Below are 17492 nucleotides of genomic sequence, written 5' to 3' on the forward strand. Positions count from 1 at the left end.
CGATTGGCTCTCTGACGGATCATGGCTTGGCGGGTTTGGTCGTAATCGGCGCGAAGTCCGCCAATAGACGATCCTGCCCGTATTGGCCGCCGATCTGCTTCAACCGCGTCTCGAGCGCGCGCAGATAATCGGCGCGCGCTTCGCTTTCCGGGCGCAGTTTGTCGAACAGCGGCACCGGGGTCACCACCAGCACCACCATCTCCGAGCCGAACGGCTTCGATACGGTCCAATCGCCCGCATTGCTGCCGATCGTGTACGGACCGCCGTTGGCCTGCATCTGGTTGTCCGGCCACAGACGGCTCGGCACCATGTGCACGACGTGGCCGTCTAACTGGTAGTAGTCGACGGTCGCGAAGGAATCGAACGGAGGCGCTTTCAGGTCGACCACCAGCGAGTCGTTCTCGGTCAGCAAACCGCTTGGCGGTCGCATATGCAGCGACGCTGCCCGTCCCGCCTGCCAGTTGCGCACCAGAAACGGCGCAAGCGTTTTGACGAAGTCGCATTTGTCGTCGGCGAGCGGCCGCACGTCGAGCGAAACCGTCTCGACGCCAGGCAGCGCCGCCAAGGTCTCCTTGAGACGCGCGGCGCCGTACCGCTGCGACAGGAAACCGCGCACCGTCAGTGCGTGGTCCTGCACTGCGCCCGATAAAGCCGAACACGGTACCCGGGCAAGCGTGGGCGTGATCGCCGCAAGCGTCAACGCGGGCTTGGGCGCGGGCGCCGGCGTCGCGGTTGCGGCCGCACCACCCGTTGTAGTGCTGCCTTCATTCGCGCCAGCCGAAGGCGCTGTCTGTGCGGCATTCGTTGCAGGCGCGACAGCGGACGCCGCAGCCGCCCGATCGACCTGATCGCCCAGCGGTCCCGCCGCCTCGGAACGCGCGGCCTGCTGCCGGTTGGACCCCGAGCGAACAGCGAACACGCCCACCGTAACCGCGCACACGACGGCCAGCGTAGCGAGCCCGGCCCATGCGAGCGACCCGGACTTCTCCGCGCGCGCTTCATTGTCGAACTCGGCGATAAAGCGCACGACGCTCGGCATCCGCGTATTGCGGTCGAACGACAACGCGGCACGCAACGCGCGCCATTGGCGCGCATCGAGATTCGGCGGACGCTGGGGCTTGAACTCGGCATTGCGCGCCTGGGTAGCCGACAGGCGATCGAACGGATGATGTCCGGTCAGCAGCTCGTAGGTGATGCAGCCAAGCGCGTAGATGTCGTCGCGCGGGTCAGGCTCGCGATGCTCGATCATCTCCGGGCTCGCATAGGCCGGCGTCAACGCGCCGAGACTGCCGGGATCGAACACGGTCGCGTCGCTCTCCTCTTCCGGCCGTTGGAATACGCGCGCGATGCCGAAGTCGATCACTTTCACTTCGGCATTGGTGGTCAGAAACACGTTCGCGGGTTTGAAATCGCAATGGACGAAGCCGCGCTCGTGCGCGTACGCGAGCGCCGCGCACATGCCGCGCACGATCGGCAGCGCGGCCCGCACCGGCATCCCCTGATATCCAGGCGTGCGCAGCAGCTGGCTGAGCGGCTTACCGCTCAGATACTCCATCGTCAGATAGACGATCGGCCCGTCGCGGTCGAAGTCGTACACGGTGATGATGTTGCGATGCGCGAGCACCTGCGCCTTGCGTGCTTCGCGCTGCAACGCGACCAGCGAATTCGGATTGCCGCGAAACTGGACGTTCAGAACCTTGATCGCGAGATAGGGCTTGCGGTCCGACGCTTCGAGCTTGCGCAGATCGAGCGCCTTGTACACGGTGCCCATGCCGCCCACGCCGAGGCACTCTTCGAGCACGAAGCGGTTGTTCAGGGTATCGCCGATGCCTTTGATGGTTTCGTGCGCGGTGCTTCCAGTGGTACTCGCGCTGCCAGCGCTGCCAGCGCTGCCAGCGCCGCCCGCGCTCGACGAACGCAGCGGCGGTAGATCGACCGTGGTCTGTATGCCGGTTTCCTCGCCACCCGCCGCGACGTTCGACACGCGCAGCAGCTCGATGCGCCGCCGCACTTCCAGATAGAGATCGTCGGGCAACGGTGACTTGTGATGCGCGGCGTACAGCGTCTCCAGCAGCCGCGTCGGACCGAGTTGCTCGGTCGCCAACGCGCTGTCGAGCTGCGCGACGAACTCGTCGCGCGACAGCTCGCCGCTCTGGAAGTCGAGAATCACACGCGCAAGGCTAGCCATTTTTGCGAAGCACCGCCGTTGCCGCTGGACCGTGTCGCATGCGACCGACGCCACGCGGGTCGATAGAGAAGCTGTCGTATCCAGTTACATGTGCCGTTTCGATACTAGCTCCCGGTCCGCGCTTTCGCAAACCAGGCAAACCAGGCATGAGCCGCGCGCCGCGCCGCATGGTGTCGCGCGCAATGTCGTGTGCGAGCCAACAGGGTCCGCCACGATGTCGGACTGCCGCCACCGCCCGGAGCGCGTCAACGCGGTTCGAGCGGACCGGAACGGCGGCCGAACCTCGCGCAAAACCCTTATACGACAAGGCTTCGTCGATTTCCTCAGGATACGTGGCCACCACTGGCACAGCCTGTGCATTAGTGATGCCCGAGCAAACGAATTGCTCGAAACCACTCGCGACACTGCGAAAACTTCCTTCAGGAGACTCACCATGAAAACGCTGATGATCAAAGACCTGTCCGTTACCGAACAACTCGACAGCAAGGCCATGAAAGCCGTCCGCGGTGGCTATGGCCCCAGCAAGTACTACAGCTTCGCCCCGGTCTATGCGCCGACGAGCATCAAGAACAGCACCACCTCGCAATTCATCGGCAACGAACTGAACTTCCAGAACGCCAACGGCAACAACGTTGCGTTCTCCGAAGGCATCGACTCGACGCTCAGCCCGTATGTCGTGTCGAGCAACTCTAACGGCCACTAATGCATGGCGCGGCGAGGCGTCCGCTGTCGCGGGCCGCTTCGCCGCAAGCCATGCATGTCCGCCTTCCATACGTTTTAGGAGAAACGCCATGTCATCCCTCATGATTCGCGATCTGCCCGGCGCGCGCGAACTCGATCGCCGGACCATGTCCGGGATCGCCGGCGGCACCGGCAGCAACGTGCCCATGCCCTCGGGCCCTGGTGGTCTCGGCAGCCTTGCCGGCATCGCCAACGTCAACGTCAATGTCAACGTCACTCAGAATCTGGCTCAACAGCAAATCGTCAATGTCGCAGCGCTCAATGACATCGGCTTTATCGGCTCGGACGTCGTGCTGCCGAAGCTGAAAGTCGATCCGATCCTGGCGGGCGCGAACCTCTCCGCCGTGTAAGCCGAGGCACCAGCGGGGGACCGGGGGTTCCTTCACTGCCGCGACAGCACCACGACCGCGCACGCCGCGAACGGATTTCCTATACTGATAGTGCGTTGAGACCGCAGTAAAACGAATAGCACACTGAACACATTCCGAGCCCGGCGGCCGGAACCCGAACGGGTCTGGCCGCCGGCGCGTTTTTCTGGAGCCGTCATGGCCAAGCTGAGCATCAAGGATCTGACCGAAAGCGTCGAACTCGACCGCGAGGCGATGGCCGCGATCGTCGGCGGCGCTCGTGTCGGCGCGCGGTCGAGTCTCGCCGCGCCGCTGGTGCCGGCCGCGACGCGCGTCGTCGAATACCCGCCGGGCTTTCCGGACGCGCATCTGCGTATCGCGGAAGCCGCTGCGCCGCGCAAAGGGCGACGCCGCTAGCATTGCTCGCGGGGGCGTTTCAGCATCACGGCACGCGCACAGGGCGCGTGCCGTTTCCGTTTGGGCTTGCGATAGAGCGTTGCACGCGTCGGTTCGCCACGCGCGACGCTGCGCTGCGCCCCAACCTTTCGCACGCGACCCGTGCGACGCGCGCAAACACTTCGACTCGAGATCGCGGTCGTATCCGGCGTGATTCAATGCGGCTATCGCGCGGATCCTTGCCAGGTTTCGCATCGCGGCCCCCGCTCCATTTTGCGGCTCACTTCCCCTACATTGGCATAGCTCTTGCAGAAATCGAGGCGGGCGCCGCACTGTGCTCGCCTTTTCACGTCAAGGAGAAATGCCATGAAAGCCACTGTGATCATCAAAGACCTGCCACCCGGCGCGCGCGAGCCATCCGACGACAAAACGCTGAGCGCCGAAAAGATGAAGACGTTGCGCGGCGGCCGATCGGTAGTCGTCAAGGTGGACGGTGGCGGCACGGGCACCGTCGACGATTGGGACATCAACACCGCGATCTTCGAAGGCCGCATCAACGGACCCTACCTTCTATAGGACGCGCGACGTGTCCACAATTGGAAAAACGGCACCCGGCTCATGTTCTGAGCGCAATGGGTGCCGTTTTAATTGACTCGCGAATCTCCGCACCGGCGTGCGCTGCCACTGTGATCCTCTTAAAGGATCGGCCCTGGGTACGCGGTTTGCTCTCTAGGGATGACCCTGCGGCCCTGTGGGCAACCTGGGTACAGCAGGTCCCCTTCAACCAGGCGGAGGTCATAACATGCTAGGAACCATTCTTCTCATCGTGCTGATTCTGCTGCTGATCGGCGCTTTTCCGGCGTGGCCGCACAGCCGGGCGTGGGGCTATGGTCCGACCGGCGGACTCGGCATCGTATTGATCGTGGTGATCGTTCTGCTGGTTGCCGGCGTGATATAGGCCACGCGTCGTGGACTGCAACACCAGGCGGGCCGCCGTCTATCCGCGCGATGTCGCGCGCCGGTAGGTGGCGGCTTCGCCTTTCGTCGTTGCCGGAGCACTCAAATGGAAAAGTTACTGGCCAATCAGGTCGCGCTGATTACCGGCGCGAGTTCGGGAATCGGCTATGGCGTCGCCAAAGCACTCGCGGATGCTGGCGCGGCGGTCGTGCTCAATTATCATTCGCACGCGCAACCTGATGAAAAGCTCGCCGACGAAATAGAAGAATCCGGTGGATCGGCAATCGCGATCCAGGCAGACGTATCCAATCCCGCTCAGGTAGCGAACCTCTTCGAGGCGAGTCGCGCGCGCTTTGGCGGCATCGATATCGTGGTCGCGAATGCCGGACTGCAGAAGGACAGCCCATTCGCCGACATGACGCTCGACGATTGGCAACTCGTGCTGTCGACGAATCTGACCGGCCAGTTTCTGACCTGCCAGGCCGCAGTAAAAGAATTCCGCCGCCGCGGCCCGACGACCGTATCGAAAGCGCTCGGCAAGATCATTTGCATGAGTTCCGTTCACGAGGTCATTCCGTGGGCGGGGCGCGTCAATTACGCCGCGTCGAAAGGCGGCGTTCAGATGTTCATGAAATCGTTGGCGCAGGAAGTGGCTCCCGAGCGCATTCGCGTCAATTCGATTGCGCCGGGCGCGATCCGTACGCGGATCAATCAGGACGCGTGGGATTCGCAAGCGGCACTCGACAAACTATTGCAGTTGATTCCCTATGGACGCGTCGGCACCGTGGAAGATATCGGCAAGGCGGCGGTGTGGCTTGCTTCCGATGAAAGCGATTACGTCGTCGGCACGACGCTGTTCGTCGATGGCGGGATGACGCTGTATCCGGGCTTCTCGAATAACGGCTAAAGAACGATACGGGCACGACATACGACACCCCTATGCATCGCAGCCTGGTGCCGTTTCGACTCAGGCACGCGGCCTGCTGACACTCCTGCGTATCCGAACTTAAATACGAAAGGAGATGACATCATGCCTTACCTGATTGGCTGGCTACTCGGCGTTCCGTTGATCGTTCTGATCATCCTGTACCTCATTTTCCATTGATATCGCGCGGTACAGACGATAAGGGTGACGTTGTCCCCGCGGCGGCGGTATGCGGCTCGTTTCGCAGTCAGCGTACCGCCGCCATCAGCGCGCCCATTCCAACCAGCAAGCTACCCATCAGGCGGTTCACGACGCGCAGCCGCGCGGGCCGCTGCAGAACCGTGCGCAGACGGTGTGAGAAGATTGCCGTCGATGCGACGCCCAACGCGAACATCAGCGCAAAAGTACTGGCCAGCAAAAAGTACTGATGATTGGCCGACCAATGCGCTTCATTCGACGAAGTACTGATGAACTGCGGAAAGAAAGACGGAAAGAACAATAGCGTTTTCGGATTCAGGCCCGACGTCGCGGAGCCGCGCCAAAACAAACCGCGTTGTCCGGCTCTCTGGGCCAGAAGCGGCGAAGCCGCGCATGCGCCGCTTCGCCATTGTTTGAAACCAAGATAAACCAGATAAATCGCGCCGGCCCAGCGCAACACGATTAGCGCGCGCTCATCGATCAGCAATAGCGAGTTCAGACACAACGCGGTAAATGCGAGTTGCAGCAATACCGCGCAGGTGCCACCCCATACACAGGGCAATGCCGCGCGCCATCCAGCGCTTAGCGCCTGACTCATCGTAAGAACATTGACCGGACCGGGCGAATAAACGAGTACGGCGGACGCGAGAAGAAACGAAACATACAACTGGATCGGCATTGGCGAATCAGCAGGCAAAAGAGAGTTGCGATAGACACATGCGGCGACATGCGTCCATGCCCGGCGAGCGCGCCTTCCTGCGTGGGTAACGCCGGAATTCGCCCGCGTGCCGCCTTACCGTGAAGGCGGCGAGACACCGAAAAAGCGGCTTTTGGCCACGGAGGATCGCCGGCGCGAGGCCTGCGGTCCGGGTGGATGTCCCGGGCATGAATGCACGTTGAAAATATACCGGGAGCCCGGCTGGATAGGCTTCTTAAACGCATCCGCTGATGCCGCCTATTCGGAACGATCTTCACCTACAATGCTGTTTCGCAAAATATTCTTCCATCGTCGTTGATGAACACCCGAAACCGCCCGCTCGACGCCCTCGATCGCAAGATCATGCGCGAGCTTCAGAAGAACGCCCGGCTCAGCAATGCGGATCTTGCCGAACTGGTCGGCATGTCGACCACCGCGTGCTGGAATCGCACGCGGCAGCTCGAAAACGAAGGGTATATCCGCGGCTATGTTGCCTTGCTCGATCAGCAGAAGCTCGGTTTCGCGGACGTCGTGCTGCTCGAGGTCACGCTGGACCGCCACGACGAAGATGCACTCGCGCGCTTCGGCGCCGAGCTCGCCACGCTCAGCGAAGTACTGGAAGCGTACCTGGTGTCCGGCGATTACGACTACCTGGTCAAGGTCGCGGTAGACGGTACCGCCGGCTACGAACGCTTCCTGCGCGAAAAGCTCTACAAGATCGCAGGCATTCGCCATAGCCGCTCGATGTTCGCGCTGCGCTGCATGAAGAGCATTCCATCGATCGCAATCTGATTGGTGATCAGACTGCGCGGTTCAATGCGCGGCACGCGAGGCGGCGATGATCGCGTCGGCCACCGCTTGCGGCTGACTCAGCATCGCGACATGGCTCGTGTCGACGCGCGTGATCTTCGCGTCGATGTGCTTCGCCATCTCCAGTTGCAAGGCCGGATCGATCATGCGGTCGCGGCCCGACACCACGAAATACGACGGCTTGTCATGCCAGGCGGCGTTCGTCACCTTGTCGTCGATACAGCCAGCGGCCCACGGCTGCTGCGTCGCCGCGATCAGGCGTTTCTGCGGCAGCGGCAGATCCTGCGCGAAGTCGTCGAGCACCGCGTGGGTCGATAGCGTCAGATAGCCGGCCGAGTCCTTGCGCAACTCGCTAGCCCAGACCGGAGCGGGTTTGTCTTTCGTGATGTCGGCGATGGACTGGCGGTTGTCCGGCGCAAATGCCGCGATGTATACGAGGCTCTTCACCTTGTCGTCGTTGCCCGCTTCGCTAACCACCACGCCGCCCCATGAATGGCCGACCAGAATCACAGGTCCGTTCTGCTGCGCGATCACGCGCCGGGTTGCCGCCACGTCGTCGGCGAGCGAACTCAGTGGATTCTGCACGGCCACGACATGCAGGCCGCGCGCTTCGAGCAACGGGATCACTTTGTCCCAGCTCGACCCGTCAGCGAAGGCGCCATGAACGAGCACGACGTTCTTGCCATTCAGGTCGTCGGGCGGCGCAGCCTGCGCGAACTCCGGGGCCTGCAATGCGAACAGTCCGCCCAGCAACAGAACGGAACCGAGAATTTTTTTCAGCAACGTGGTCATCGTTTTTATCTCGTCAGGTGGGTTAAACAAGGCGTCCGCGCGTCGACATGAATCGATGCGCGCGGACGGCTTGCTCATTTGTGTCGATCACGAATGCGCGTAGATGGAACCGAGGCCGACGACGTTGGAGCCGTCATATACGCGATCCGCCGCCGCATGCTTCATCGGCACGTGCGAGCCCGAAGCCGAACTGCCGTTCGCGACGCCGCCGTAGGCGGTAGCGTCCTTGCCCGCGCTGACACGCGCTTCTGCTGCCTCGATGTTCCGCGGGTATTGCGCGTTGTCACTAGCCGGGTTGTAGCCGGCCTTTTCCAATTGAACCAGCTCCGCACGAACTTCAGCACGAGTGAGCGCCTGTTGCGGTTGCGATTGCGATTGCGCGAACGAAACAACGGGAGCAGCGACGAGTGCAGCGACGATCAGCGATTGGACGAGTTTCATGAGTCTTCTCCGGGGTATCAGAACATTCAGCGATCAACGAATCAGGAGTGCGCGTAGATCGAGCCAAGGCCGACAACGTTCGAGCCGTCGTTGGCTCCATGCGCAGCCGCATGCTTCATCGGCAGATGCGAGCTGGAAGCCGAGCTTCCATTCTCGACACCGCCGTAAGCGGTAGCGTCCTTGCTGGCGCTGACCCGCGCTTCTGCTGCCTCGATGTTCTGCGGGTATTCCGCGTTGTCACTAGCCGGGCTATAGCCGGCCTTCTGCAACTGGACCACCTGCGCGCGAACTTCAGCGCGAGTGAGCGCCTGTTGCGGTTGCGATTGCGCGAACGAAACAGCAGGAGCGGCGACGAGTGCGGCGACGAGCAGCGATTGAACGAGTTTCATGAGTCTTCTCCGGGTATCAAACCATCAGGGATAAGGATTGAGCGGAACACAAAGCCATCAATGCAGATACACTGTCATGCCCCGCCTGATTCACACGCAACGTTGTGAATCAACCTTGCGTGAAGACATTAGAACGCTCCAACGTATCTGCAATGTTTTCGTCACCCCCCATTTCTGCAAGCGTGTTTGTCTGCGTACGCCGTTGATACATTGCGATACAAAACCCCGCTTCCGAACATGCGGCGCAGTGCCAGCGTCGCATGCGTCTTGCGAGTTGCGCGCGTGCTGCAAATGGCCCGCCCATGAAAAAACCCCGGCAGCCGTGCGTTCGACTGCTGGGGGTTCCGTTCAGAAGAGAGAAGCCGGCGAGCGCCGGCTCGATCAAAGGCGCGTGACGTCGAGAATCGCATCCGCAAAAGCTTTCGGCGCTTCCTGCGGCAGGTTGTGGCCGATGCCGCCGCTGACGTTGCGGTGCTGATACCTGCCGGTAAACTTCTTCGCGTATGCAGCGGGCTCGGGATGCGCGGCGCCATTCGCATCGCCTTCGAGCGTGATGGTCGGCACCGCGATCGTCGGTCCGGTGGCGAGGCGCTTTTCGAGTTCGTCGTATTGCGGCTCGCCCTGCGCGAGTCCAAGACGCCAGCGGTAGTTGTGAATCACCACGGCAACATGGTCCGGGTTATTGAACGATTCGGCGGAGCGCTCGAACGTGGGATCGTCGAAATTCCATTTCGGTGAGGCCGTATGCCAGATCAGCTTGTTAAAGTCATGACGGTTCGCTTCATAACCCGCGCGGCCACGCTCGGTGGCGAAATAGAACTGATACCACCACGCGAGCTCGGCCTTCGGCGGCAACGGCGCGCGGTTAGCCTCCTGGCTGCCGATCAGATATCCACTCACCGACACCATCGCCTTCACGCGTTGCGGCCACAGCGCCGCGACGATGTTCACCGTGCGCGCGCCCCAGTCGAAGCCGCCGAGCACGGCCTTGTCGATTTTCAGCGCGTCCATCAGGTTGATGATGTCGACCGCGACCACTGCCTGTTGGCCGTTGCGCGGCGTATCCGCCGACAGAAAACGCGTGCCGCCGTAGCCGCGCAGGTAAGGCACGATCACTCGATAACCGGCCGCCGTCAGCAACGGCGTTACTTCGGCAAAGCTGTAGATGTCATAAGGCCAGCCATGCAGGAGAATGACCACCGGTCCGTTCTGCGGGCCCGCTTCCGCATAGCTGATGCTCAGCGTGCCCGCATTGATCGAGCGAATGTTCTCGAACGACGCCACGTGCGCAACTGCTTTCGCATTGCCGGCCGTGTCGGCCGATTGCGCATGCGCGAGCCCGCTCAGCCCCAATTCGAGCAGGCTGATACCCGCAACCGCCGTTCCGAGAAAGCGGCGGCGACGGCTATTGATCTGATCCGACATGGTTGTTCTCCTTCAAGCAAGGCTTGGATACGGAATTGATCGGGTCCGCTCGCGTGCGATATCGCGCAGCCCCCCGCTTGAGATGAATGGTGACAGCGCAGGCCGCCGTCACCAAGAGCAACTAAGTTCACGCATCGTTGCTTTACGGGCAACGCATCAATCGTAGTCGACTAATCACATGCAGGACGCGCTGATCACGCATTCCACCAGCGCTGCAGCCACCGCAGCGCGCATCGACTCGTCAGCCGGTTTGTGTCGCAATGTATCTACGCCGTGCGCGGACACACAACATTGCAACCGCGCCCGATCGCCGACATAAACCAGATACGCGTGGGCGTTCCAATACGGTCATCCCAGCCAACGGAACGCCCATCATGCACAGTACCCTCGAAACTCCGCTCGCCCTGCTCGCCGGGTTGCTGACGATTGCCTCTCCCTGCGTGCTGCCGGTGATGCCGATCCTGCTCGGCACTTCCGTCGAACAACCGAGCCGTACGCGGCCACTCTTCATCGTTGCCGGCTTCATTCTGACCTTCGCGTCTTTCGCGCTGCTATTGGGCGCTGTGTCGAGCACCGTGCACGTCGCGCAACAGGTACTGCGCAATACCGGCATCGCGTTGCTCGCACTGTCCGGACTTCTGCGTATCTGGCCGCGCCCCTACGACTGGCTCGTCGCGCAACTGCAAGGACCGCTCGACCGGATCGGCGCGGCCATTGCGCCGGGCACTCAGCCGGGCAGCGGCAACGCGGGTGGATTCGTGCTCGGCATGTCCCTCGGCGCGGTATGGACGCCCTGCGCCGGCCCCGTGCTCGCGTCGATTCTCGTGCTCGTCGTTAAGGCTCAGGACCTCGGTTGGTCGGCCCTGCTGCTCACGCTGTATGCGATCGGCGCAGCGATTCCAATGCTCGCGATCATCTATGGCGGACATTACGTGACGCGTCATGTACGTGTCGTCTCGCGTCACGCAGAGCGTCTGCAACAGGTATTCGGCGTACTGGTGATGCTGACCGCACTCGCCATCTATTTGCAGTACGACGTGCTGCTGTACGCGCGGCTCGCCGGCCTTTTCCCCTCACTCAAAGGACTCTGACATGACTACCCGATTGAAAAGCTTCGCACTGTCCACCGCGTTTGCCGCCTGCGCGTTGATCACGGCGAGTACGGCCGCGATCGCCGCGCCGCAGGAAAGCGGGCCGCCCGCACCCGAGCTCACAGGCATCACGCAATGGCTCAATAGCGAGCCGCTCAAATTGCAGCAGTTGCGCGGCAAAGTAGTACTCGTCGACTTCTGGACCTATAGCTGCATCAATTGCGCCAACACGCTGCCTTACGTGAAAAGCTGGAACCAGAAGTACAAGGATCAGGGGCTCACGGTGATCGGCGTGCATACGCCCGAATATCCGTTCGAACGCGACACCGGCAATGTGAAGACCGCGCTCAAGCGGCTCGGCATCACCTATCCGGTTGCGCAGGACAACCAGTACGCGACCTGGAATGCGTATAACAACCAGTACTGGCCCGCCTTCTATTTGATCGACAAGCAAGGTCATATCGTCTACTCGCACTTTGGAGAAGGCGACTATGCGCAGACCGAAGCCAGGATTCAGGCGCTGCTCGCGCAGAAGACCTGACGAAGCGATCCGTCGGGATGACGCTGATCCCCGACGATCAGACTATATCGAGCTGTGATCGCACGAGCCCGCCTGACCCGAACCGTGCGGGTCAGGCGGGCTTCTCTTCGTCCACGAAACCCTGCACGAGCGTACTCGTCGAGACTTTTCCAATGGTACTATCGGCTGTCATTGCCTTCATTGTCCTTCTGGCCATCGATCTGCGCATGACCTCTTCTCAGGAGAACCAACCCATGTCAGTACCGTCGCGGCTGTACAAAGTGGTTATTGGTAGCTTGCTCGTGCTGGGAACAATGGGCGCTCACGCGGCCATCAACCTTGGATTCCTGAGCGATACGCCGATCAGTCTGATGCGGCAAGCGGACATCGCGTCGATCCAGTCCGCAGTGAATCAGGCGCTCGATACCAAGCAGGATGGCGAATCACTCGACTGGACGAACGACGCTACGCGCAACAGGCCTCGTGTCCACGCGACCATCACACCCTCACACACGGTCAAGGAAGAGGCGCGAACATGCCGGGTCGCGGCAATCGACCTCAGTGCAAGAGGACAAACGATGCATCTCACTCCGCGATTCTGTCGGTCCGGTTCGGACAATTGGGAATTTCAGCGCCGGCACTGAATACTCGAAGATTGCGCATCGACCCGTTAGGCGGCCCTGCCGCGCTACGCCAGTTCGTCGCATCGCGGCCTTAGTTCGACCGATCATTTCCGCACTCGGCTCCCGCATTTGCCATCATCGTTCGCAGCAGATACTCTGTGCTGGCTTGACTCTCACGTCGCCAATTGTGAACTGTAGTCAGACGGCGGCTTTGATGCACCGTGGTCCACGTAATGGGGTGAGCTATGCCTTCAGGAAAGTATCTTGGCAATAAAATAGTCAGTCCATCTTCCTCATGTCTTTGTGACAAGTCACAAGTGCAATATGCAAACCGCCGTATTAGCGCCGACCTGTCGCGCCGCGGTTTTGTCACTGGTCTCGCCGCCTCGATGCTGAGTCTCGTAATGCCCGGGCTCAGCAATGCCCAAACCACCGTGCCGCCAGCACCGCCCGCGAAGCCGGTGCTGTTCACGAACTTCCGTTTGTTCGATGGCAAGTCGTCGACGTTGCGTGACGGCCTCTATATGGTTGTCGAGGGTGACAGCATCAGCCAGTTGGGTCGAGGTCAACCGGCTTCGAGCGACGGCAAAACGCTGGTCGATTGCGGTGGCAAGGTGATGATGCCCGGCATGATCGACATGCACTGGCATGCGCTGCTCGCGGCGGTGCCGGTTCAGGTCATCCTTCAATCGGACATTTCACTCGTTCATATCGCGGCAAGCGCTGAAGCGGAACGCACGCTACTGCGCGGCTTCACGACGATCCGCGACGCGGGCGGCCCGTCATTCGCGCTGAAGCAGGCAATCGATAGCGGCATGATTTCCGGACCGCGCATCTATCCGTCCGGCGCGATGATCACGACCACCGGCGGTCACGGCGATTTCCGCGCACTGACCGATCTGCCGCGCACCAGCAGCCAGGTCACCCAATTGGAGCGGGACGGTGGCTTCGCAATCGCCGACACCGAAGACGAAGTCCGCTTGCGCGTGCGCGAGCAGTTCATCCAGGGCGCGACGCAGATCAAACTGGTCGGCTCGGGTGGCGTATCGACGCCGCGCAGTCCGCTCGACATGCTCACCTTTACCGAAAAGCAGTTGCGCGCGGCCGTCGAAACAGCGGCCGACTGGGGCACCTATGTCCTCACGCATGCGTACATGCCAGAAGCGGTTCAGCGCTCCGTTGCGGCGGGCGTGCAGTGCGTCGAGCACGGTCATCTGATGGACGACAAGACTGCGGCGTTGATGGCGAAGAACGGCACGTGGTTGAGCACGCAGCCGTTCGTCAACGAAGACGACGTGGGCCCGCTCGCCCCACAGAGCCGCGAGAAATTTCTCGAAGTGATTGCGGGCACCGATCGCGCTTTCAAACTCGCGCGCAAGCATGGCATCAAGGTCGCATTCGGCACGGACCTGATCTTTTCGCAGACCGTGGCCGCAGGGCAAGGCAGGATGCTCACGCATATGAAGCGGTGGTACAACGGAGCCGAGGCATTGACCATCGCAACGGGCACCAATGGACAACTACTCGCGCTGTCCGGGCACCGCAATCCGTATCCGCGCAAGCTCGGCGTACTCGAAGAAGGTGCATACGCCGATCTGCTTCTCGTCGATGGCAATCCGCTCGAGAATCTCGACCTGATGGCTAACCCGGAGCAGAACCTGCGGATCGTGATGAAGGATGGAAAGTTCTACAAGAACACGCTGAAAGCGTAATCGGCAATACAAGCGGGCGCGCAACTTCGCGCGCCCGCGATCGCTACGACGTCACACTATTTAGCCGTGCCCCTGCAGACGGATGTCGCGCGACGATGCGCCGACGTACACCGTGCTGCCCGGCACATAGAGCCAACGGTTGTTCGTGGTATCCCACACGCTCTGCATGCGCTGCGTCACGACCACGTGCACGCGACGCGATTCGCCCGGGTTCAGACCAACCTTGTCCCAGCCGACGAGACGCCGCGGCGGCTCACCCTGATACGGCACGCCGAGGTACACCTGCGGCACTTCGGCACCGGCGACGCGCCCATCGTTACGCACGTTGAACGACACATCGATCAGACCGCCCGGCAGATGCTGAACCGATAGACCCGAGTACGCGAAGTGCGTGTACGACAGGCCGTAGCCGAACTCGAACATCGGCGTGATGTTCTGCGAGTCGTACCAGCGATAGCCCATATCGAGCTTCTCGGAGTACACCGGGTTCGCCGCAAACGCGCCATTCGTGCCCCACGTCGGCGTGTCCTGGTCGTGCACCGGGAACGTGACGGGCAGCTTGCCGGAAGGATTGACCTTGCCGAACAGCACGTTCGCAATCGCGTTGCCGCCACCTTCGCCCGGATACCATGCTTCGACGATCGCCGACACGCTGTCCTTCCACGGCATCAGCACAGGGTTGCCGCTTTCGACGACGACGATCGTATGCGGATTGGCCGCCGCAACCGCTTCGACGAGTGCATCCTGGTTGGTCGGATTCGCGAGGCCCAGGCTCGGCAGATCGCCGATATCCTCGCCGGCCGGCTGCGCGACCACGACGATCGCGACGTCGGAGTTCGCGGCCAGCGTTGCTGCCTGGGTGATCTGCTGCTGCGTATAGGCGGCAAACGGCGACTGCTGATCGCTGTTGCCGGCGAAGGTCACCGTGGCCTGCGGCGCGAGCGCCTTGATCGCCGACACGATCGGGGTGTTCAGCTTCAGCCACGGGTTGGTCCACCAGCTGCAGCCCGTCTCGGTGCCGAACGTCAAGCCGCCGCAACCGGCGAACGCGCCCGTCACCGGATCGCGGGTGTTGCCCGAACCGCCGCCCGTCAACACCGCCGCGTCAGCGTGCCCGCCGATCACCGCGATACGCGACAGCGAACCGGCGGACAGCGGCAACTGATTGCCAGCGTTCGTCAGCAGTACCATCGACTGCTCTTCGACCGACTGCGTGAAGGCTCTCGCGGCCGAGAAGTCGATGGTCGCGCCACCCTTCGGCGGATCGTCCATCACGCCCGTGCGGATCATCACGTACAGCTTGCGCTCGACCATGTCGTCGAGGCGCGCGGTCGACACCGAGCCGTTCGCGATTGCCTGCTTGACCAGCGTGGGCGTCAGATAGACGGTCGAACCGACGTCCTCTTCTTCGTCGAGACCGGCATTGATCGCGGAGGCAGTGCTATGCGTCGCGCCCCAGTCCGACTGCACCTGACCTTCGAAGTGCCAGTCGTTCTTCAGTACGTCGTTGAGGATGTGCGAGTTCTCGCAGGCATAGGTGCCGTTGACCTCGTTGTAGCTGCACATCACGCTGCCCGGCTGCGCGCGGCGCGCGGCGATTTCGAACGGCAGCAGATAGAGCTCGCGCATCGTGCGCTCGTCGATCTGGCTGTTGCCGCCGCCGCGGTTGTGTTCCTGCTCGTTGCCCATGTAGTGCTTGATCGTCGCGATGACCTTCTGGCTTTGCGTGCCGTCGGTGCGTTCGGCGAGCATCTCACCGGCGAGCACCGGATCTTCGCCGAGATACTCGAAGAGCCGGCCACCGCGCGGCTCACGCGCGAGGTTGGTGCCACCGCCGAGGCCCATGCCGAAGCCCTGCTGACGCAACTGAATCGCGATCTGCTTGCCGAAGTTCCACGACAGCGCGCGGTCCCAGCTCGCCGCCACCGCGAGCGTCGCCGGGAAGGTCGTCGATGGCTGGTTGGTGCTGCCCGAACCGGTGGCTGAGTCGACCATGTTCAGGTCGGGAATGCCGAGACGCGGCACGCCCTGAATGTAGCCCGCGCCGCCGCCCGGCACGGCGGACATCGCGTACTCCGAATGAATGAACTGCAGTTTTTCGTCGATCGTCATCTTGTTGACGAGCGTTTCCGCGCGCCGATGCGCGGCCGCCGACGCGAACGCGTTCAGCACCGTCGACATGGGTGCGAAGTCGAGACCAGGAGTGGGCATTTCCGCGTGCGCAGCAGCGCTCACGGCCGCCGCTATCGCGACGGCCGGCCATAGTTTCTTCTGCATAGGTGTCTCTCCGAAATTGTGCTCTTCTTGGGACAACGGAGCGCGTCGAGTGGGTGGAAAGCGGACGCGAAAACAGGCATGCAGCGATGACTGCAAACGTTTGCCTGTTGGAAGAAGAATCGGGGCAACTGGATGGGCTGTAGCGACTCTCCGTGGTGAGTAATGTAAGAATGTAGTCTGACTACAGCATCGGTAGTTCTACTAATGCCCGCAATTTTATGCGTAATGGGGCGTAAAGCCTTTTCTTACATAATTCAATTGAAAGTTAATGAATCAAGTTGAATAGCGCGCCAGCAATTTCTTTCCGGTCTTTTATTGGAAATTCGGCCGGAGAAAATATTCCTGATGTTGGCCGCCCAATTTCGCCGGGCGGAATCCGCATCCTTGCAAATGCCTCAGCTTCGAATTGCTCGAGCGGACTCGTATCGATTACATAACGACGCACCACGTAATCATTGAAATCCCGTTGAGAAGCCCCCCAAAAAAAACGGGCAGGATGTTCGCACATCCCGCCCGGTTCCGCTTCTTTCGTTAGTCTATCCGTGTGCCGTTCTCCAGTTTAGAAGACGAAGCCGGCGCCGGCGCCGACGGCGAACGAACCCGCGGTGGTGGTCGAGCCCGAAGCCTTGATGATCCATTTGCCGTTACGCGTGAACGTCGACAAACCGACGGCAACTGCGGATTGGCCTGCATACGTTCCGCCTGCGACGGCTACGATGCTCTTGCCCGCGGCAGGAGCCTGGGGCAGATTGGCCGTGGCGATCGCCGCTGCCGAGCCGGAATATGACTTCTTCGCGATACTGTCGATCGTGCTGTTCAAGTCGTTGAACCGCATGTCGGTGTAGTTGTTGGCCTGCTGCACGCCCTGCGCAACCGAGCTGTTCATCTGACCGACATTGACCGCGTCCGTGTCCGCCGTACCCGCTGCAACGTTGGTGATCTGACGCTGCTGCGTGGCCGAAC

At 61.6% G+C, this 17492-nt stretch carries 20 protein-coding genes; 11 read left to right on the forward strand and 9 right to left on the reverse strand.

Annotated features, from left to right (window positions below):
- Positions 1-19 precede the first annotated feature (19 nt).
- Positions 20-2188, reverse strand: coding sequence for a protein kinase (locus AB3X94_RS35590; protein WP_368613955.1), 2169 nt, complete (start codon positions 2186-2188; stop codon positions 20-22).
- 433 nt (positions 2189-2621) lie between these two features.
- On the opposite strand from AB3X94_RS35590, the gene AB3X94_RS35595 reads away from it, so the two are divergent.
- The 6 genes from AB3X94_RS35595 (at position 2622) to AB3X94_RS35620 (ending at position 5536) form a co-directional block, all read left to right on the forward strand.
- Positions 2622-2891, forward strand: a complete 270-nt coding sequence (locus AB3X94_RS35595; protein ID WP_176125864.1) for a hypothetical protein — start codon at positions 2622-2624, stop codon at positions 2889-2891.
- A gap of 88 nt (positions 2892-2979) precedes the next feature.
- A complete protein-coding gene (locus AB3X94_RS35600) occupies positions 2980-3279 on the forward strand; it encodes a hypothetical protein (protein WP_176106811.1) in 300 nt (99 codons plus the stop codon).
- A gap of 195 nt (positions 3280-3474) precedes the next feature.
- Positions 3475-3693 (forward strand): hypothetical protein, encoded by a 219-nt coding sequence (locus AB3X94_RS35605; RefSeq protein WP_176106812.1) that lies wholly within the window; start codon positions 3475-3477, stop codon positions 3691-3693.
- A 345-nt stretch (positions 3694-4038) separates the two neighbouring features.
- A complete protein-coding gene (locus tag AB3X94_RS35610) occupies positions 4039-4248 on the forward strand; it encodes a hypothetical protein (RefSeq protein WP_176106813.1) in 210 nt (69 codons plus the stop codon).
- 226 nt (positions 4249-4474) lie between these two features.
- Positions 4475-4630, forward strand: coding sequence for a DUF3309 family protein (locus AB3X94_RS35615; protein ID WP_013092523.1), 156 nt, complete (start codon positions 4475-4477; stop codon positions 4628-4630).
- 105 nt (positions 4631-4735) lie between these two features.
- Positions 4736-5536, forward strand: coding sequence for an SDR family oxidoreductase (locus AB3X94_RS35620; RefSeq protein ID WP_176106814.1), 801 nt, complete (start codon positions 4736-4738; stop codon positions 5534-5536).
- A gap of 265 nt (positions 5537-5801) precedes the next feature.
- Here the strand turns inward: AB3X94_RS35620 and AB3X94_RS35625 are convergent, their stop codons facing one another.
- Positions 5802-6431, reverse strand: a complete 630-nt coding sequence (locus AB3X94_RS35625; protein ID WP_368613956.1) for a LysE family translocator — start codon at positions 6429-6431, stop codon at positions 5802-5804.
- Positions 6432-6767: 336 nt separating this feature from the next.
- Between AB3X94_RS35625 and AB3X94_RS35630 the strand changes: the two genes are divergently transcribed.
- Complete coding sequence (locus AB3X94_RS35630) at positions 6768-7241, forward strand: Lrp/AsnC family transcriptional regulator (RefSeq protein WP_013092527.1); 474 nt, start codon at positions 6768-6770, stop codon at positions 7239-7241.
- A 21-nt stretch (positions 7242-7262) separates the two neighbouring features.
- On the opposite strand, the gene AB3X94_RS35635 is transcribed toward AB3X94_RS35630, so the two are convergent.
- The 4 genes from AB3X94_RS35635 to AB3X94_RS35650 form a co-directional block, all read right to left on the reverse strand.
- Positions 7263-8051, reverse strand: a complete 789-nt coding sequence (locus tag AB3X94_RS35635) for an alpha/beta fold hydrolase (RefSeq protein ID WP_176106816.1) — start codon at positions 8049-8051, stop codon at positions 7263-7265.
- Positions 8052-8138: 87 nt separating this feature from the next.
- A complete protein-coding gene (locus tag AB3X94_RS35640; protein ID WP_176106817.1) occupies positions 8139-8492 on the reverse strand; it encodes a DUF4148 domain-containing protein in 354 nt (117 codons plus the stop codon).
- 41 nt (positions 8493-8533) lie between these two features.
- Positions 8534-8881: a DUF4148 domain-containing protein gene (locus AB3X94_RS35645; RefSeq protein ID WP_368613957.1), complete on the reverse strand. Its 348-nt coding sequence runs from the start codon at positions 8879-8881 to the stop codon at positions 8534-8536.
- Between the two features lie 381 nt (positions 8882-9262).
- Positions 9263-10306 carry an alpha/beta fold hydrolase gene (locus tag AB3X94_RS35650; RefSeq protein ID WP_368613958.1) on the reverse strand — a complete coding sequence of 348 codons (1044 nt, stop codon included), beginning with the start codon at positions 10304-10306 and terminating at the stop codon, positions 9263-9265.
- A gap of 374 nt (positions 10307-10680) precedes the next feature.
- On the opposite strand from AB3X94_RS35650, the gene AB3X94_RS35655 reads away from it, so the two are divergent.
- The 4 genes from AB3X94_RS35655 to AB3X94_RS35670 all read left to right on the forward strand — a co-directional run bounded on the left by AB3X94_RS35655 (position 10681) and on the right by AB3X94_RS35670 (position 14252).
- Positions 10681-11397, forward strand: a complete 717-nt coding sequence (locus AB3X94_RS35655; protein WP_176125871.1) for a cytochrome c biogenesis CcdA family protein — start codon at positions 10681-10683, stop codon at positions 11395-11397.
- 1 nt (position 11398) lies between these two features.
- The gene (locus AB3X94_RS35660) at positions 11399-11938 is read left to right on the forward strand and encodes a thioredoxin family protein (protein WP_176106821.1); all 540 of its coding nucleotides are present in this window, start codon (positions 11399-11401) and stop codon (positions 11936-11938) included.
- Between the two features lie 17 nt (positions 11939-11955).
- Positions 11956-12561 carry a hypothetical protein gene (locus AB3X94_RS35665; RefSeq protein ID WP_368613959.1) on the forward strand — a complete coding sequence of 202 codons (606 nt, stop codon included), beginning with the start codon at positions 11956-11958 and terminating at the stop codon, positions 12559-12561.
- 368 nt (positions 12562-12929) lie between these two features.
- Positions 12930-14252, forward strand: coding sequence for an amidohydrolase family protein (locus tag AB3X94_RS35670; RefSeq protein ID WP_176110476.1), 1323 nt, complete (start codon positions 12930-12932; stop codon positions 14250-14252).
- A gap of 60 nt (positions 14253-14312) precedes the next feature.
- Here the strand turns inward: AB3X94_RS35670 and AB3X94_RS35675 are convergent, their stop codons facing one another.
- The 3 genes from AB3X94_RS35675 to AB3X94_RS35685 all read right to left on the reverse strand — a co-directional run.
- A complete protein-coding gene (locus AB3X94_RS35675) occupies positions 14313-16529 on the reverse strand; it encodes a beta-glucosidase (protein WP_368613960.1) in 2217 nt (738 codons plus the stop codon).
- Positions 16530-16794: 265 nt separating this feature from the next.
- A complete protein-coding gene (locus AB3X94_RS35680) occupies positions 16795-17037 on the reverse strand; it encodes a hypothetical protein (RefSeq protein WP_368613961.1) in 243 nt (80 codons plus the stop codon).
- Between the two features lie 51 nt (positions 17038-17088).
- A partial coding sequence (locus AB3X94_RS35685; protein WP_368613962.1) for a YadA family autotransporter adhesin occupies positions 17089-17492 on the reverse strand: 404 nt, incomplete at its 5' end.

It is taken from the genome of Paraburkholderia sp. BR10923 (assembly GCF_040948765.1).
In the GTDB taxonomy this organism is placed as follows: Bacteria; Pseudomonadota; Gammaproteobacteria; order Burkholderiales; family Burkholderiaceae; genus Paraburkholderia; species Paraburkholderia youngii.

Excerpts from the sequence above, each read along its gene's own strand:
- AB3X94_RS35590 (WP_368613955.1), bottom strand. The coding sequence starts at position 2,188 with ATGGCTAGCCTTGCGCGTGTGATTCTCGACTTCCAGAGCGGCGAGCTG.
- AB3X94_RS35595 (WP_176125864.1), top strand. The coding sequence starts at position 2,622 with ATGAAAACGCTGATGATCAAAGACCTGTCCGTTACCGAACAACTCGAC.
- AB3X94_RS35600 (WP_176106811.1), top strand. The coding sequence starts at position 2,980 with ATGTCATCCCTCATGATTCGCGATCTGCCCGGCGCGCGCGAACTCGAT.
- AB3X94_RS35605 (WP_176106812.1), top strand. The coding sequence starts at position 3,475 with ATGGCCAAGCTGAGCATCAAGGATCTGACCGAAAGCGTCGAACTCGAC.
- AB3X94_RS35610 (WP_176106813.1), top strand. The coding sequence starts at position 4,039 with ATGAAAGCCACTGTGATCATCAAAGACCTGCCACCCGGCGCGCGCGAG.
- AB3X94_RS35615 (WP_013092523.1), top strand. The coding sequence starts at position 4,475 with ATGCTAGGAACCATTCTTCTCATCGTGCTGATTCTGCTGCTGATCGGC.
- AB3X94_RS35620 (WP_176106814.1), top strand. The coding sequence starts at position 4,736 with ATGGAAAAGTTACTGGCCAATCAGGTCGCGCTGATTACCGGCGCGAGT.
- AB3X94_RS35625 (WP_368613956.1), bottom strand. The coding sequence starts at position 6,431 with ATGCCGATCCAGTTGTATGTTTCGTTTCTTCTCGCGTCCGCCGTACTC.
- AB3X94_RS35630 (WP_013092527.1), top strand. The coding sequence starts at position 6,768 with ATGAACACCCGAAACCGCCCGCTCGACGCCCTCGATCGCAAGATCATG.
- AB3X94_RS35635 (WP_176106816.1), bottom strand. The coding sequence starts at position 8,051 with ATGACCACGTTGCTGAAAAAAATTCTCGGTTCCGTTCTGTTGCTGGGC.
- AB3X94_RS35640 (WP_176106817.1), bottom strand. The coding sequence starts at position 8,492 with ATGAAACTCGTCCAATCGCTGATCGTCGCTGCACTCGTCGCTGCTCCC.
- AB3X94_RS35645 (WP_368613957.1), bottom strand. The coding sequence starts at position 8,881 with ATGAAACTCGTTCAATCGCTGCTCGTCGCCGCACTCGTCGCCGCTCCT.
- AB3X94_RS35650 (WP_368613958.1), bottom strand. The coding sequence starts at position 10,306 with ATGTCGGATCAGATCAATAGCCGTCGCCGCCGCTTTCTCGGAACGGCG.
- AB3X94_RS35655 (WP_176125871.1), top strand. The coding sequence starts at position 10,681 with ATGCACAGTACCCTCGAAACTCCGCTCGCCCTGCTCGCCGGGTTGCTG.
- AB3X94_RS35660 (WP_176106821.1), top strand. The coding sequence starts at position 11,399 with ATGACTACCCGATTGAAAAGCTTCGCACTGTCCACCGCGTTTGCCGCC.
- AB3X94_RS35665 (WP_368613959.1), top strand. The coding sequence starts at position 11,956 with ATGACGCTGATCCCCGACGATCAGACTATATCGAGCTGTGATCGCACG.
- AB3X94_RS35670 (WP_176110476.1), top strand. The coding sequence starts at position 12,930 with ATGCTGAGTCTCGTAATGCCCGGGCTCAGCAATGCCCAAACCACCGTG.
- AB3X94_RS35675 (WP_368613960.1), bottom strand. The coding sequence starts at position 16,529 with ATGCAGAAGAAACTATGGCCGGCCGTCGCGATAGCGGCGGCCGTGAGC.
- AB3X94_RS35680 (WP_368613961.1), bottom strand. The coding sequence starts at position 17,037 with ATGTGCGAACATCCTGCCCGTTTTTTTTGGGGGGCTTCTCAACGGGAT.